This window comes from Pseudomonas sp. EYE_354, from assembly GCF_023148575.1.
In the GTDB taxonomy this organism is placed as follows: domain Bacteria; phylum Pseudomonadota; class Gammaproteobacteria; order Pseudomonadales; family Pseudomonadaceae; genus Aquipseudomonas.
Map to the genome: position 1 here is coordinate 31,114 of NZ_JAHXNQ010000010.1, position 14,842 is coordinate 45,955.

Sequence of the window (14,842 nt, forward strand, 5' to 3'; positions counted from 1 at the left end):
GTTTTCAAGGGGTGTGCCGGGCTTGGCTGTTATTGCGCATAGGCACTGGAAGGGGTGGTTTGAACCGTACCTGTATAGGGGGCATGAACGACGTAGATACGCACGGGCGCATTGGTTTCGATCATGTCGCGGGGCACTTCGCGGGAGTAGGTGAACGCCTGGTTATTCAGCGCCTCCAGGCGGCGCACGACCGTGCGGTTGGGGCCTTTGTCGGGCACGAGGATATGGGTTTTCCGGTCGCCGGTGACCATGAAGTAGCCCCCGCCGCCGTGCTCATACTTCGATAGGCCTGTGTCCGTGTAGAAAAACTCATAGCGATTGCGGTCGGGGTCCCACATGGAGATGCCAACTACGCCGGGGTATTTGTCTTTGACGTCGATGTCCGGGGCACCTTCAAGGTAGACCTTGGTTGTCAGCCAGCGGGGCGATGAGGCGAACGCGCGGACATCAGGCTCGGTCTGTATCGATTGTGCATGGGTGATGGAGGGGGCAAGCAGTGCGGCGAGAAACAGGCGTGCAGCCATAACGCGGTATGTTTTCATGGGGAAATCCTGACCTGAAGTGGGTCACTTATTGTTATTTAAAATTGATCAATATCGATCGGCTACTCATAGAAAGAGTGCACGGAATATAAGTGTGATGAAAAACGCGCTCAATGCCTTGAATAGGTCTGTAACAATGATTCTGCTAAACAAGGTTTAAATAAGAATTACGTCTGAAGTGTAAGTAGGTAGTTTCCGAAAGTGCGCTTTAAGTGATTAGGTCTGTAGATGTTTTCTTGTATATGTGCAGCCAAAAGCACGCCCCCTTGTCGGCGTCGAGTCGATTGTAAAAACCACTGCACCGCATCACCGTTCCTCAGCTAAGTCTTTGCTTATTCACGAGAATCCCGGACAATCCGGCCCCTTCTATGGTCGGGACGCTGCCTGTCAGGTTTTTCTGACTCGTCCCGGCCGTGCAAATGCGGAGATCCGACCGGATGAATGATCAGGCCAATAGCGTCGACGAACGCTATGAGACGACACCTGCAACCCTCTCAAGCTGGAGCCGCCAGGACACCACCTGGATGCTCGGTCTGTTCGGCACCGCCATTGGCGCCGGTACTTTGTTTCTGCCGATCAACGCGGGCCTGGGTGGTTTCTGGCCGCTGGTGATCCTCGCGCTGCTGGCGTTCCCGATGACCTTTTTCGCGCACCGTGGCCTGACCCGCTTCGTGCTGTCCGGCCGTGCAGGCTCGGACATCACCGACGTCGTCGAGGAACACTTCGGCATCAAAGCCGGCGCGCTGATCACCTTGCTCTACTTCTTTGCGATTTTTCCGATCCTGCTGATCTACAGCGTGGCGTTGACCAACACGGTCGGCAGCTTCATGGAGCATCAGTTGCATATCCTGCCGCCGCCGCGGGCAATCCTGTCCTTCGTGCTGATCCTGGGCCTGTTGGCAGTGGTGCGCTGCGGTGAGCAAGTGATCGTCAAGGCCATGAGCCTGATGGTGTACCCGTTTATCGTCGCATTGCTGTTTCTTGCCGTGTACCTCGTGCCGCATTGGAATGGCGGCATTCTCAGCACCGCGAGTGTGGTGCCGGCACCGTCCGCGTTGCTCAACACGTTGTGGCTGGCGATTCCAGTGATGGTGTTCTCGTTCAACCACTCGCCGATCATTTCGGCCTTCGCGGTAGACCAGAAGCGCCAGTACGGTGATCGCGCCGATGAGCGCAGCTCGCAGATCCTGTCCCGCGCGCACCTGTTGATGGTGGTGATGGTGCTGTTCTTCGTGTTCAGCTGCGTGCTGACCCTGTCGCCGGCACAGCTGGCCGAAGCGAAGGCGCAGAATCTGTCGATCCTGTCGTATCTGGCCAACCACTTCAACAACCCGACCATCGCATTCGCTGCGCCATTGATTGCGTTCGTGGCGATTGCCAAGTCGTTCCTGGGCCACTACATAGGCGCCAGCGAAGGCCTTAAGGGGTTGGTGCTCAAGAGCGGTCGTCGCCCGGGGGCGAAGACGCTGGACCGCATGACGGCGGCGTTCATGTTGGTGGTGTGCTGGATCGTCGCCACGCTCAACCCAAGCATTCTCGGCATGATCGAGACCCTGGGCGGGCCGATCATCGCGTCCATCCTGTTCCTGATGCCGATGTACGCCATCCGTAAGGTGCCGGCCATGGCCAAGTACCGTTGGCAGGCGTCCAACGTGTTTGTCACGGCGGTAGGCCTGGTGGCGATTACGGCCTTGGTGTATTCGTTTATTGCTTGATGCCCAGCACGGTCTTTCAGGCCGTGAAGAGCTCGCGCATGTGTTTTGTGGTGACATAAAAAGCTGTGTTCCAAGCATAAAAAAACGCCGCGCATCTTTCGATACGCGGCGTTTTTTACATCAACACCTTAGGCTTGAATCACCGGGATGTTGGCGCTTGCTGCGATCTTGCGGAACTCAGCGATCTGGTCGAAGTTCAGGTAGCGGTAGACGTCACTGGCCATGGTGTCCAGTTTCGCTGCGTAGCCCATGTACTCTTCGACGGTCGGCAGGCGACCCAGAGTGGAGGCCACTGCCGCCAGCTCAGCCGAAGCCAGGTAGACGTTAGCACCATCACCCAGGCGGTTCGGGAAGTTACGGGTCGACGTCGACACCACGGTGGAGTTCGGTTCTACCCGTGCCTGGTTACCCATGCACAGCGAGCAGCCCGGCATTTCCATGCGTGCGCCAGCCTTGCCGTAGATGCCGTAGTAGCCTTCTTCGGTCAGTTGGTGAGCGTCCATCTTGGTCGGCGGCGACAGCCACAGACGGGTTGGCAGCTGACCCTTGACCTGTTCCAGCAACTTGCCGGCCGCGCGGAAGTGACCGATGTTGGTCATGCACGAACCGATGAACACTTCGTCGATCTTCTCGCCGGCAACGCTGGACAGCAGACGAGCGTCGTCCGGGTCGTTAGGGGCGCAGAGGATTGGCTCGTTGATTTCCGCCAGGTCGATCTCGATGACTTCAGCGTATTCGGCGTCGGCATCGGCTTCCATCAGCTCAGGGTTGGCTACCCAGGCTTCCATCGCTTGGGCGCGACGTTCCAGGGTGCGTGCATCGCCGTAGCCTTCGCCGATCATCCAGCGCAGCAGGGTGATGTTGGAGTTCAGGTACTCGGTGACCGACTCTTTGGACAGCTTGATGGTGCAACCGGCAGCCGAACGTTCGGCCGAGGCGTCGGACAGCTCGAAAGCCTGTTCCAGCGTCAGGTCGTTCAGGCCTTCGATTTCCAGGATGCGGCCGGAGAAGGCGTTTTTCTTGCCTTTCTTTTCTACGGTCAGCAAACCGGACTGGATCGCGTAGTAAGGAATGGCATGAACCAGGTCACGCAGGGTGATGCCAGGTTTCATCTTGCCTTTGAAGCGCACCAGGATCGATTCCGGCATGTCCAGTGGCATCACGCCAGTGGCTGCGGCGAACGCGACCAGACCGGAACCGGCCGGGAACGAAATGCCCATCGGGAAACGGGTGTGGGAGTCACCACCGGTACCGACGGTGTCCGGCAGCAGCATGCGGTTCAGCCAGCTGTGGATGATGCCGTCGCCTGGACGCAGCGATACGCCGCCACGGGTCATGATGAAGTCAGGCAGGGTGTGGTGGGTGGTCACGTCGATCGGCTTGGGGTAAGCCGCGGTGTGGCAGAAGGACTGCATCACCAGATCGGTCGAGAAGCCCAGGCACGCCAGGTCTTTGAGTTCATCACGGGTCATAGGACCTGTAGTGTCCTGGGAACCTACGGTGGTCATCTTCGGTTCGCAGTACGTACCTGGACGAACGCCTTTGCCTTCCGGCAGACCGCAGGCCTTGCCGACCATTTTCTGCGCCAGGGTGAAACCTTTGCCGGTGTCGACAGGGGCTTCAGGCAGCTTGAACAGGTCGGTAGGGCCCAGGCCCAGCTCGGCACGCGCCTTGTCGGTCAGGCCACGGCCGATGATCAGCGGGATACGGCCGCCGGCACGGACTTCGTCCAACAGCACCGGGGTCTTCATTTCGAAGGTGGTGAGGACTTCGTCGGTGCCGTGTTTGCAGACTTTGCCAGCATGGGGGTACAGGTCGATCACGTCGCCCATGTTCATGTTGGTCACGTCGAATTCGATCGGCAGTGCGCCCGCATCTTCCATGGTGTTGTAGAAGATCGGAGCGATCTTGCTGCCGAAGCAGAAGCCGCCGGCGCGCTTGTTCGGCACGTAAGGCACGTCGTCGCCGAAGAACCACAGTACGGAGTTGGTCGCCGATTTACGCGAAGAGCCGGTACCGACCACGTCACCGACGTAGGCGATAGGGAAGCCTTGGCCGCGCATTTCTTCGATCTGCTTCATCGGGCCGGTCTTGCCTTGCTCGTCTGGCACGATGCCTTCACGGGCCATTTTCAGCATGGCCAGGGCGTGCAGCGGGATGTCTGGGCGGGACCAGGCGTCAGGCGCAGGAGACAGGTCGTCGGTGTTGGTTTCGCCGGTCACCTTGAACACGCGCAGGCTGATCTTGTCGGCCAGGGTAGGGCGGTTGCGGAACCACTCGCCGTCAGCCCAGGATTGGATCACGGACTTGGCGTGCTCGTTGCCGTTGCGGGCTTTTTCAGCCACGTCGTGGAACGCATCGAACATCAGCAGGGTGTGCTTGAGTTGGGCGGCGGCGACAGGCGCAAGCGTGGCGTCGTCCAGCAGCTCGACCAGCGTCACGATGTTGTAGCCGCCTTGCATGGTGCCAAGCAGTTCAACCGCGCGCTTTTTGTCGATCAGAGGGGAAGTGGCTTCGCCCTTGGCCAGGGCAGACAGGAAACCGGCCTTGACGTAGGCAGCTTCGTCAACGCCTGGTGGAATGCGGTTGGTGATCAGGTCAACGAGGAATTCTTCTTCGCCAGCCGGGGGATTTTTCAGCAGCTCGACCAGGCCTGCGGTTTGTTCGGCGTTAAGCGGCTGGGGAACGATACCCAGTGCTGCGCGCTCTTCGATATGTTTGCGGTAGGCTTCAAGCACAGTTATTACCCTCATCAGTGGTCCCACGGGACGCTCATCCAGAAATGAACGGCACGCATGCGCTCGGGGGCTTTTTGGGCCGCAAAGCCAGCGCTGCCGACATTCCTCACAGAAGCTGCTTTCAAAGTTTTACGCCTGCAGAACGGGGCTGATGAGGGTTGGCGCTGGTTATCTACCTACCGGGTAATAACCATCGCCAACACCGTTCTGAAGGAACGACTGTGCTCGTGACGCTTTGAAAACAGCTTCCAGCGGATTATTGGCGCCTTACAAGGCCGGGTGATTCTACGGCAAAAAATGTCTAAAGGTAAGTTGCCACCGCAAGTTTGCTGGGTGATCACTCTTAGACAAAGGGCTAACATGGCGCATTGTTTCGCTGATTAGCGTGCCGTTGCCCATGCCCAGCCCAACCATCAAAACCCCCTGTGTCGGCCTGTGCTCCACGGTTTACGGTGATCTGGTGTGCCGCGGCTGCAAGCGCTTCCACCACGAAGTGGTCCAGTGGAACGGCTATCACGAAGAGGAAAAACGGGCGGTCTGGCTGCGCCTGGAGCAATTGCTGGTGCAGGTGATGGCCGGCAAGCTGGAGGTGTTCGATCCCGCGGCCCTGCGCGGCCAGCTTGAGCAGCGCAAGATCCGCTTCGTGCCGCACCAGTCGCCTTACTGCTGGGCCTACCAACTGATCGCTCGGGGCGCGCGGGTGATTTCCAATCTGCAAGCCTATGGCATGGTGCTGCTGCCGGAGTTTCGCGACTGGCCGCTGCCGGATCTGCGCGACGCCATCGACCGTGAGTTCTTTATCCTGTCCGAAGCCCACTACCAGCGCTATATCGCGCCGGGGTTTCTCAAAGAGGCGCTAGGCCCCTGACCGTCAGGGTTTGCTCGCCAGCTTTTCCAATTGGTTCATAAGTGTCTGTGGTTTGAGCACCAGCACGTCGCCCTCCACCTTATCCAAAACCACTTCTGCCGTATTTCCGATCAAGGCGCCGGTTAGACCGGTGCGTGCCACTGTACCGATGATGGTAACGGCGGCCTGGTACTTTTGCGCCGCGAAAGGGATCAACACATCCGCCGGACCTTCCTCAATGTGCAAATGCCTGTCATCCACATCGAACTCCGCCTGGAATGCCTTGCATTGCTCGCGATAGCGCGCCTGGATGGTTTCGGTGAGCTGGAACGTCGGGTCTGCCGCCGACAGCATCGGCGACGGATGGGCGCTGATCACGTGTAACTGCGCCTTGGCCAGACTGGCGATATCGAAACCGTGGTCGATGATCGAGGTGTGCAGTGAGCGGTGTTCGTCATCGGTATTGCCCACGTCGATGGCTGCCAGAATCACCTTGCCGGCCCAGGGGGTAGAGGTCTTGACCAGCAGCACCGCTGTCGGGCAGTAACGCAGCAGCTTCCAGTCCGCCGGGGTCAGCAGCGCCTTTTTCAACGGGCTGTCGGGAAAGTGCTGCTTGATCACCAGGCCGCAGCCCTCGGCCTGCTGCGCCTCGATGATGGTTTCATGCAGGTTTTCGTTCCAGGCCTGTTCGGTGGTGACGCTGTAGCCGTCTTCCTGCAAACCCGTCTTGAGCAGGCTGAGTAGCGCCGAATGCTCATGCTTTTTGTCGCAGACCAGCAAATGCAGCTTTGCACCGGTCACCCCGGCGATCAGCTTGGCGCGTTTGAGGGCCAGGCTATCCGAATGCTCGGGCTCGATGACCACCAAAATGCTGCGAATGGCTTGCATGCTCGGAATCTCCAAAAGGGGTGGGCGTTCATTCACTATAGTTGCCCCGCGCCGCACGTCATGTTGATGCACATCAAGGCCAGTGGCTGGTGGTCTGCGGCGTGGTCGGTATAATCGCCGGCCTTTTGTGATCCTTTTGCCCGTGAGCCCGATGAACCTGCCAGAAATCCACGAATTCCTCGGTTGCCGCACCCCTGATGCCTGGGTCCAGGCCGCGCTGGCCGATCAGGAAACCTTGCTGATCGACCACAAGAACTGCGAATTCAAGGCCGCCAGCACCGCCCTGAGCCTGATCGCCAAGTACTACGGCCATGTCGACCTGATCAATATGATGTCGCGCCTGGCCCGGGAAGAACTGGTGCACCACGAGCAAGTCATGCGCCTGATGAAAAAGCGCAAGATCGAACTGCGTCAGTTGCACGCCAGCCGGTATGCCTCGGGCTTGCGCAAGGTGGTGCGCAGCCACGAGCCGGTGAAATTGGTGGATACCCTGGTGGTCGGCGCATTTATCGAAGCGCGCAGTTGCGAGCGGTTCGAAGCGCTGGTGCCACATTTGGACGAAGAACTCAGCAAGTTCTACTTTGGCCTGCTCAAAAGCGAGGCGCGGCACTTTCAGGGTTACCTGAAGCTGGCCTATCAATACGGCGACGCCAAGGACATCGCCCAGGTGATCGAGCGCGTCAGGGCAGCCGAACAGGAGCTGATTGAGTCACCCGACGTCGAGTTCCGCTTTCACAGTGGCGTGCCAGCCTGAGGCCACGGCCACGCCGATCACGGCGGCGATCCCGGTCAGCAACAGGATCACCGTTTGCGTGCCCAGTGGTGCGGCCAACACCGCCACCGTCAAGCCTGCCAGCGGTTGCGGCAGGTTATTGAGCAGGGTGATCACGCCCACCGTCTTGCCGAAATCCTCCACGGGAATCACCTGCTGACGCGTGCTGCGCAGGTACACGTTGAACATCTTGTCGAAGCCGGTCACCAGCAGGAAACCCAGCGTATAGGCCCCCGCGTTGGGGCTGATCGCCATGATCAATGCCCCTGCGGCAATCATCGAATACGACACGCCGCCCATGACTTTCAGCGGCAACGAAGACCGCGCCAGATAAAACAGAATCACGATCGTGACCCCGGCGCCGGCGGCTTGCAGCAGGGCGTAGGCGTCTTTGCCGGCGGCGTACTGGCCCGTGATCATGGCGGCGGATGTGGCCAGCGTCACGCCGATCAACAGGTTCACGCCGATGGCCAGGGTGATCACGCGCCTGAGCGCTGCCAGGCTGCGGATATGCCCGAACGCAATACGCAGAGGTTTCAGCCAGATATCGCGATGCTGTGCATAGGTTTCCAGGCGCACCGTGGTGTTGCGCTGCCAGACCCGCATCGCCACGTCCGCCAGCACGAACAATCCGCCAACGCCCAGCACCACCCACTGCCACGCCCACACCTCAAGCATCAGCGCCGCCGCCAGCGGGCCCAGCACCAGGCCGCCCTGGTCGGCGATCTGTGAGTAGGACAGGGTTTTGGCGTAGGTGTAGTGCTTGAAAATGTGCGGCATCACCACTTCCCGCGCCATGATGCCCTGGGTGGTCAGTACCCCACACAGCGCCGACAACAACACCAGCCAGTAAATGCCGTCGAACACCCCATGAAGCGCCACCGCGGCAACGCAGGCCATTGCCCGGTAAACCTGGCTGATGTGCAGGATGCGCAGCGGCGAGTACTTGTCGCACAAGGCGCCACACACCGGGAAGGCCAGGTAACGAGGCAGCGACTCGACAAAAAATGCCAGCCCGGCCCAGGACACGCTGCCGGTGGTCTGGAACACCATCAGCGGCACGATAAACAACAGAATCTGGTCCGCCAGGCGGGACAGGAACAGCGAAACAAAGAACGCCAGATAGTCCTTGCGCATACAGCTCCCTGTGAATGGCGTTAAAGAGTGCGGGCTATTTGTTAAAAACTCTTAAAAGCATGAAGCTTGGTCTTTGGGGGGCGACCGGTTGCGTCAGTTGCCCAGCTTGCCACCTATAATGGCGCCTCTTCAATCTGCGTCTGCACTGAGAACATATGGAAAACCTGGGGCTGGGCAAGGTCCTGCTCGTTGAGGACGACGAGAGGCTGGCGGGGCTGGTCGCGCATTTTCTGGCGCAGCATGGCTTCGAGGTGCGAGTGGTGCACCGTGGCGATGAGGCCCTGGCCGCCTTCCTGGATTTCAAACCCAAGATTGTCGTGCTCGACCTGATGCTGCCGGGGCAGAGCGGGCTGCAGGTGTGTCGCGGGATTCGCGCGGTGTCCGACACGCCGATTGTGATCCTCACCGCCAAGGAAGATGACCTGGACCACATCCTCGGCCTGGAGTCCGGTGCCGACGACTATGTGATCAAACCGATCAAGCCACCGGTGCTGCTGGCACGCCTGCGAGCGCTGCAACGCCGCCAGGCGCCGGAGCCGACGGTGCGTGGTGCCGTGGAATTCGGTCGGTTGACGATTGATCGCAGTTGCCGCGTGGTCAGCCTCGGGGACGACAGGATCGACCTCACCACCATGGAATTCGAGCTGCTGTGGCTGCTGGCCAGCAGCGCAGGCACCATCCTTTCCCGCGATGACATCCTGAACCGCATGCGCGGCATCGCCTTCGACGGCCTCAACCGCAGCGTTGACGTGTACATCAGCAAACTACGCGCCAAGCTCAACGACAACCCCCGTGAGCCGGTGTGCATCAAGACCATCTGGGGCAAGGGCTATCTGTTCAATCCGTTTGCGTGGGAGGTCTAGATGCTGCGCCTGTTTCTGCGCCTGTACGTGATCCTGGCCCTGGGCCTGGCGGGAGCTATCTGGCTGGTCAACTACACCTTCGATGAGTTGCTGCCCGAGGCCAACGAAACCTATAACCGCGAAGCCATGCGCGGCCCGGCCTACGCCCTGGTCGAGCAACTGCGCGGGCTGCCCGCCGATGCGCGTCAGGCGCGGCTGGCCGAGCTGCAACCGCATTACGGCCTGCCCTTGAAGTTGGTGGCAAAAGACGCGCTGGCCCTGACTGAGCGCGAACAGGCGCTGCTCAACAGCGGCTTGCTGGTGGTGCGTGGCGACTTCGTGGAGTTCCTCGCCCGTATTGATGGCGGGCCGCAGGTGCTGGAAATCAAACTGCCCGAAGAGCCCAAGTGGCTGTACCTGTGGGCCTATGGTTTTCTTGGGGTTTGCCTGGCCATCGTGCTGTATTTCTGGGTGCGTCCGCACTGGCGTGACCTGGAGCACATCCGCCTGGCCGCACAACGTTTTGGCGACAACGACTTGGGTTCGCGCATTTTGCTGCCGCGCCGTTCCACCGTGCGCGAGCTGGCCGGGCACTTCAATCAGATGGCCGAGCGCATCGAACACCTGATCGCCAACCAACGTGAACTGACCAACGCAGTGTCCCACGAGCTGCGCACGCCGATTGCGCGTTTGTCGTTCGAACTCGACCAACTCAAGCAGCAGGCCGACCCGCGCCAGCGCGTCGAACTGATCGCCGACATGTACGCCGACCTCGGTGAGTTGGAAGAAATGGTCTCCGAGTTGCTGACCTACGCCAGCCTGGAACGCGGCGCCACCCAAGTCACCCGCGAACCCATCGAAGCCCATAGCTGGCTCGACAGCGTGATCGGCAGCGTGGCCCTGGAGGCCGAGGCTGCCGGTATTCAATTGTCGCTGCGCACCTGCGACGTGGACGTGATCCAGATCGAACCGCGCTTTATGGCGCGGGCCGTGATCAACCTGCTGCGCAACGCCATCCGCTACGCCGAACACCGCGTGGACGTGTCGCTGGTCAGGTTTGGCGACGGCTATGAAGTGCGTGTGTGCGACGACGGCCCTGGCGTGCCGGAGGAGGGCCGGTCAAAGATTTTCCAACCGTTTATGCGCCTCGACGCCAGCCGCGACCGCCGCACCGGCGGCTTTGGCCTGGGCCTGGCACTGGTGCAGCGGGTGTCGCAGTGGCACGGCGGGCACGTGCGCGTGATGGACTCGGAGTGGGGCGGCGCGTCGTTTCGCATGACGTGGGCGTATGCGGATTCGCCTTCAAGCGCGCCGTCAGGTGCGTAGGCAAGACCGCTACCTTGGCTTCAGCCAGAAAAGCGTATCTCTCGATAACGCGGCACCGCCAGATGCCAGGCGATGTTGCAGCGCCATTGGTTATGCAGGGCCTGGGCGCAGATCCTCGCTTGTTCCTGGCTGCGCTCGTCAAATCCCAGGGCTGCCAGCCGTGCGGGCAGCGCCGCCTGGGCCAGGGCGAACCGCTCGGCCCACTGCTCAATGCGTTGGGACACCATCCGGGTTGCTTGCTCCACGCTATAGCCGTGGGTGCGCCTGAAATGAGTCAGCAGGTTGAAAACGTCCTCGTCGGGGTTTTCCATGATTGGAAACGACAGCACATCGTTGACCGCCTTGAACACGTTCAGCGCCAGGCTGCGCAGCTCCTGCCACGGCGGGCTGTAGTAGAGCTCGGCTGATAAATTGATGTTTTGCGCCAGGTACGTGAACTCCACGCAGACCTGAAACCCACCGGCGTTTTGCCAAATGTGCTCGTAACCTTCGATACCTGGCTGTGTCCGGTGCCGCCGATGCATCAGTGCGATGGCGCACGGCGCGAGGTAGTTTGCATATTGCTCGGCCACGCGTTGCTTCCAGATCGGCGGCATGAGGCGGGGGGCTCTATGCACGATGTCCGCCAGTGCGCAGGCCAGGGGCGCGCGGCTCACGCTGTTTGAGGTGAACGCACGGGTGTGGACGTCACGAATCACTCGTTCGAGCACCTCGGGGTCGTCACAGTCCTCATCGGCGAACTCGTCCTGGCAACTGAACCAGCCCACCAGGTCGGACAGAATCATCAAGATGTCCGCCGGCGCATCACTCCACATATAACCGGCATAAGTTCCCGGCACGTAGATATCCAATTGATGGGCCGCGTGGGGGGTATCGCCCAGTCCCATACGGCTGAGCCATTGGCGAGTGTGTTGTCTGCCGCGCAGGCACGTGTGCTGTGTGAGGCGGTTGAACTGATGAACACGGCTTCATTGATACATGACGACGTGTTCGATGGTGACAGTTTGCGCCGGGGGCAGCCGTCGGTTTGGGCGGCGTATGGTTCGACGGTGGCGATTATCTCCGGGATGTACGGTTACCTGGGCGGTCTTCAGCGCCTGGCTGAATTGGGCAATGTGGATGTCCTGAGCGCCGGCCTGGACAGCCTCGAAGCCTTGCATATAGGGCAACACCTCGACGTGTCAGTCAGTGATGGCAGTGTGCTGCCGACGCTGGAGGAATACCGCCTGATTGCTCAAGCCAATACGGGCTGTTTTTTCGTGTTTTTATTGAACGCGTGCCAGTGTTTGAAACCGGTGGATGAAGCACTTTATCTCGCGTTGAAAGCCTTGTTGTATGAGTTGGCCGTTTACTACCGATACGTCAATGACTATTGCGATGTGAACCATATTCCGCACTTCGAAAAAAAAGGATTCGCAACGGATCTGGAGGGTGGGCCAAAGTCATTTTTAATGATCCTGGCCGGTCAGCCCCTGGCCAAGGAAAGCGCTCCTCTGAACAAAAGAACGAGATCGTCCGAGCCTTTGGCGACGCGGGTGTACTCGATCGCGCAAGCGCCCTGATGGACGCGACGTACAAGCAACTTATCGAGCACTTGTTCGTCATTGGACAGCATTGCGCCAAGCCCAGGCTCAAAAGGTTGGAAGTGTTTATTCGTGATATTCACTTCCAGCCGGCTCCAGATGACGACTACTACAAGCGCGTGCTCAAGTAGCGGCTTATTGGTCCAGCGCGCTCAAGATGACATGGGCCACCTTCACCCGCTCCGCGTTCGGGTAGTTCCTGTTCGCCAGGATCACCACGCCGATGTCCCTGCTCGGCACGTACGCCACGTACGCCCCGAACCCGCCGGTGGAGCCGGTTTTGTTGAACAGCACATTGGCCGGCTGTACCTGGGGCGTGGCCAGCCACTGAGCCTTGTGCGGCTCCATCGCCATCGATGTGGAGTTGCCGTCGATCAACGCTTGTCGGCTGATGGGGTAGGGGTAGTACTCCCAGCCCAGGGCCTGGGTCATGCCGTTGACTGTGTAATACCCGGTGTGGGTGGTGGCGATGGCTTGTTGCAGCGGCTTTTCCAGGGTGCCGGGGTGCATGTTGACCATGACGTAGTGCGCCAGATCGCGGGTGCTGGTCTTGATGCCATAGGCTTCGCTGTCCAGGGCGCCGGGGCCGACGTGCACCGGTTGTTGATTCTTGTCATAGCCTTGGGCATACAGCGCGGCCTTGTCGGCCGGCACGCGGACATAGGTGTTCGTCAGGCCCAGCTTGGGCAGCAAGGTGTCCTGCATCGCCACATTGAACGGCTGGCCCAGGCTTTGCGCGGTGAGGTAGCCGAACAGACCGATGCTCGGGTTGGAATAGAGCCGTTGAGCGCCAGGGGCGTAGGCGGGTTTCCAGTGCTGGAAGTAGCCCAGCATGGTCTCGGGGCTGTCGGCCGCGTTCGGAAATTGCAGCGGCAAGCCGCCCGGGGTGTAGGTGGCCAGTTGCAGCAGGCTGATGTTGTCGAAGGCGCTGCCTTTGAGCGCCGACAGGTGTTGGCTGGCCTTGTCGGTGAGTGTCAGCGCGCCGGTGGCCTGGGCATAACCGCCGAGGGTCGCGGTAAAGGTTTTGCTCAGTGAGCCGATTTCAAACAGCGTGTCCTGAGTGACGGGTTGCCGGGTGTCTTTGGCGGCGACGCCGTAGTTGAAGTAATGCACCTGGCCTTTGTTCACCACGGCCACCGAGAGGCCCGCAATACCTTGCTGCTGCATCAGGGGTTCAACGCTGGCATCCACCAACCCCCGCAGGTCGGAAGCGGCCAGGCAGCTGCCAGTGGCGAGCAGGGCAATCAAAGCGGTGACAGGGCGTAGGGCAAATTGACGGTGTTCAGGCATGCTGTTGCTTTCTCGCGAGTGATTCGTTCGTTAGGCGGTAGGGCTCTGAAAGCGTCGATCTTACGAAAAACACACCGTTGTCGTCAGCCAAGGTACTTGCGAAACCAGCCCAGTGTGCGCTCCCACGCCAGGTTTGCCGCCGCTTCGTCATAGCGTGGCGTCGAATCATTATGAAAGCCGTGGTTGGCGCCCTTGTAGATGAACGCCTCGTAGGTCGTGCCCGCCGCCTTCAAGGCCTGCTCGTAAGCTGGCCAACCCTCGTTGATCCGCGTGTCCAGCTCACCGAAGTGCAGCATGATCGGCGCCTTGATACGCGGCACGTCCTTGGCCTCGGGTTGCCGCCCGTAGAACGATACCGCCGCGCCCAGTTCGGGGTAGGCCACCGCCGCTGCGTTGGTGACGCCGCCGCCGTAGCAGAAACCGGTGATGCCGACTTTGCCGGTGCTGCTGTCGTGGTGCATCAGCCATTCGATGGCGGCGAAGAAGTCGTTCATCAGCTTGGTGGGGTCGACGGTCTGTTGCAGCGCCACGCCTTTTTCGTCATTGCCGGGGTAACCGCCGACGGACGTCAGGCCGTCCGGTGCCAGGGCAATGAACCCGGCCTTGGCCAGCCGACGGGCCACGTCTTCGATATAGGGGTTCAGGCCACGGTTTTCGTGGACCACCACCACCGCCGGCAACTTGCCCGTGGCCTTGGCCGGGCGCACCAGATAGCCACGCACGCTACCGTTGCCCTTGGGTGACGGATAGGTGATGTAGTCAGCGATGATATCCGGGTCGGTGAATTTCACCTGTTCGGCCAGGGCGTAATTGGGGCTCAGCGCTGCGAGCAACGCCGAGGCGGTGAGGCCGCCGAAGGTGAACAGCGCGGCGCGGTCGAGAAATTCGCGGCGGTTGAGCTTGCCATGGGCGTAGCCGTCGTAGAGTTCCAGCAGTTCGGGGGCGAAGTCCTTGGCGGTGAGACGAGTCATCGGTGCAATCCTCGAGTAGCGGTGACAGTCAATGTAGACCAGGATCAGTCTTCGCGGCCATGGGCGGCGGTGGTGTCTTGCAGGGAAGCGTTGTGCATGCAAAGTCCTTATTCTTATTGTTGTGGCGCAGGCAGCTACTCTGTTTAGCAGGACGAGCGCCTGATGGGAATATATCCAACCTTTGCGGAGCG

General features: G+C 60.3%; 14 protein-coding genes. 7 read left to right on the forward strand and 7 right to left on the reverse strand.

Going from position 1 to position 14,842, the window contains the following annotated elements:
- Positions 1-29: 29 nt before the first annotated feature.
- On the reverse strand, positions 30-542 hold the full coding sequence (locus KZX66_RS15305) for a DUF4822 domain-containing protein (RefSeq protein ID WP_248080734.1): 513 nt from the start codon (positions 540-542) through the stop codon (positions 30-32).
- 437 nt (positions 543-979) lie between these two features.
- Between KZX66_RS15305 and KZX66_RS15310 the strand changes: the two genes are divergently transcribed.
- A complete protein-coding gene (locus KZX66_RS15310) occupies positions 980-2,257 on the forward strand; it encodes a serine/threonine transporter (protein WP_248080736.1) in 1,278 nt (425 codons plus the stop codon).
- 128 nt (positions 2,258-2,385) lie between these two features.
- Here the strand turns inward: KZX66_RS15310 and acnB are convergent, their stop codons facing one another.
- Positions 2,386-4,995, reverse strand: coding sequence for a bifunctional aconitate hydratase 2/2-methylisocitrate dehydratase (acnB, locus tag KZX66_RS15315; RefSeq protein WP_248081135.1), 2,610 nt, complete (start codon positions 4,993-4,995; stop codon positions 2,386-2,388).
- A gap of 397 nt (positions 4,996-5,392) precedes the next feature.
- Between acnB and KZX66_RS15320 the strand changes: the two genes are divergently transcribed.
- Entirely contained in the window at positions 5,393-5,863 is a 471-nt protein-coding gene (locus tag KZX66_RS15320; protein ID WP_248080738.1) for a DUF1289 domain-containing protein, read from the forward strand.
- A 3-nt stretch (positions 5,864-5,866) separates the two neighbouring features.
- Here the strand turns inward: KZX66_RS15320 and KZX66_RS15325 are convergent, their stop codons facing one another.
- Positions 5,867-6,730: a universal stress protein gene (locus KZX66_RS15325; protein ID WP_248080740.1), complete on the reverse strand. Its 864-nt coding sequence runs from the start codon at positions 6,728-6,730 to the stop codon at positions 5,867-5,869.
- A gap of 151 nt (positions 6,731-6,881) precedes the next feature.
- Here KZX66_RS15325 and miaE point away from each other — a divergent pair, with 151 nt between their 5' ends.
- Positions 6,882-7,484, forward strand: a complete 603-nt coding sequence (gene miaE, locus KZX66_RS15330) for a tRNA isopentenyl-2-thiomethyl-A-37 hydroxylase MiaE (protein WP_248080742.1) — start codon at positions 6,882-6,884, stop codon at positions 7,482-7,484.
- Here miaE and KZX66_RS15335 read toward each other — a convergent pair.
- Positions 7,440-8,639: an MFS transporter gene (locus KZX66_RS15335; protein WP_248080744.1), complete on the reverse strand. Its 1,200-nt coding sequence runs from the start codon at positions 8,637-8,639 to the stop codon at positions 7,440-7,442. The genes miaE and KZX66_RS15335 overlap by 45 nt on opposite strands.
- Positions 8,640-8,794: 155 nt before the next feature.
- Between KZX66_RS15335 and KZX66_RS15340 the strand changes: the two genes are divergently transcribed.
- Together KZX66_RS15340 and KZX66_RS15345 are read left to right on the forward strand one after the other, a co-directional pair.
- On the forward strand, positions 8,795-9,502 hold the full coding sequence (locus tag KZX66_RS15340; protein ID WP_248080746.1) for a winged helix-turn-helix domain-containing protein: 708 nt from the start codon (positions 8,795-8,797) through the stop codon (positions 9,500-9,502).
- A complete protein-coding gene (locus KZX66_RS15345) occupies positions 9,503-10,807 on the forward strand; it encodes an ATP-binding protein (protein ID WP_248080748.1) in 1,305 nt (434 codons plus the stop codon).
- 20 nt (positions 10,808-10,827) lie between these two features.
- Here the strand turns inward: KZX66_RS15345 and KZX66_RS15350 are convergent, their stop codons facing one another.
- Positions 10,828-11,694, reverse strand: a complete 867-nt coding sequence (locus KZX66_RS15350; protein ID WP_248080750.1) for a hypothetical protein — start codon at positions 11,692-11,694, stop codon at positions 10,828-10,830.
- A 24-nt stretch (positions 11,695-11,718) separates the two neighbouring features.
- Here KZX66_RS15350 and KZX66_RS15355 point away from each other — a divergent pair, with 24 nt between their 5' ends.
- Positions 11,719-12,369, forward strand: coding sequence for a polyprenyl synthetase family protein (locus tag KZX66_RS15355; protein WP_248080752.1), 651 nt, complete (start codon positions 11,719-11,721; stop codon positions 12,367-12,369).
- Positions 12,369-12,521 (forward strand): hypothetical protein, encoded by a 153-nt coding sequence (locus KZX66_RS15360; RefSeq protein WP_248080754.1) that lies wholly within the window; start codon positions 12,369-12,371, stop codon positions 12,519-12,521. Before KZX66_RS15355 ends, KZX66_RS15360 begins: the two co-directional genes overlap by 1 nt.
- 4 nt (positions 12,522-12,525) lie before the next feature.
- Here the strand turns inward: KZX66_RS15360 and ampC are convergent, their stop codons facing one another.
- Together ampC and yghX are read right to left on the reverse strand one after the other, a co-directional pair.
- Positions 12,526-13,680: a class C beta-lactamase gene (gene ampC, locus KZX66_RS15365; RefSeq protein WP_248080756.1), complete on the reverse strand. Its 1,155-nt coding sequence runs from the start codon at positions 13,678-13,680 to the stop codon at positions 12,526-12,528.
- A gap of 83 nt (positions 13,681-13,763) precedes the next feature.
- A complete protein-coding gene (gene yghX / locus KZX66_RS15370; RefSeq protein ID WP_248080759.1) occupies positions 13,764-14,651 on the reverse strand; it encodes a YghX family hydrolase in 888 nt (295 codons plus the stop codon).
- Positions 14,652-14,842: the final 191 nt, after the last annotated feature.

Excerpts from the sequence above, each read along its gene's own strand:
- KZX66_RS15305 (WP_248080734.1), bottom strand. The coding sequence starts at position 542 with ATGAAAACATACCGCGTTATGGCTGCACGCCTGTTTCTCGCCGCACTG.
- KZX66_RS15310 (WP_248080736.1), top strand. The coding sequence starts at position 980 with ATGAATGATCAGGCCAATAGCGTCGACGAACGCTATGAGACGACACCT.
- KZX66_RS15320 (WP_248080738.1), top strand. The coding sequence starts at position 5,393 with ATGCCCAGCCCAACCATCAAAACCCCCTGTGTCGGCCTGTGCTCCACG.
- KZX66_RS15325 (WP_248080740.1), bottom strand. The coding sequence starts at position 6,730 with ATGCAAGCCATTCGCAGCATTTTGGTGGTCATCGAGCCCGAGCATTCG.
- miaE (WP_248080742.1), top strand. The coding sequence starts at position 6,882 with ATGAACCTGCCAGAAATCCACGAATTCCTCGGTTGCCGCACCCCTGAT.
- KZX66_RS15335 (WP_248080744.1), bottom strand. The coding sequence starts at position 8,639 with ATGCGCAAGGACTATCTGGCGTTCTTTGTTTCGCTGTTCCTGTCCCGC.
- KZX66_RS15340 (WP_248080746.1), top strand. The coding sequence starts at position 8,795 with ATGGAAAACCTGGGGCTGGGCAAGGTCCTGCTCGTTGAGGACGACGAG.
- KZX66_RS15345 (WP_248080748.1), top strand. The coding sequence starts at position 9,503 with ATGCTGCGCCTGTTTCTGCGCCTGTACGTGATCCTGGCCCTGGGCCTG.
- KZX66_RS15350 (WP_248080750.1), bottom strand. The coding sequence starts at position 11,694 with ATGGGACTGGGCGATACCCCCCACGCGGCCCATCAATTGGATATCTAC.
- KZX66_RS15360 (WP_248080754.1), top strand. The coding sequence starts at position 12,369 with ATGGACGCGACGTACAAGCAACTTATCGAGCACTTGTTCGTCATTGGA.
- ampC (WP_248080756.1), bottom strand. The coding sequence starts at position 13,680 with ATGCCTGAACACCGTCAATTTGCCCTACGCCCTGTCACCGCTTTGATT.
- yghX (WP_248080759.1), bottom strand. The coding sequence starts at position 14,651 with ATGACTCGTCTCACCGCCAAGGACTTCGCCCCCGAACTGCTGGAACTC.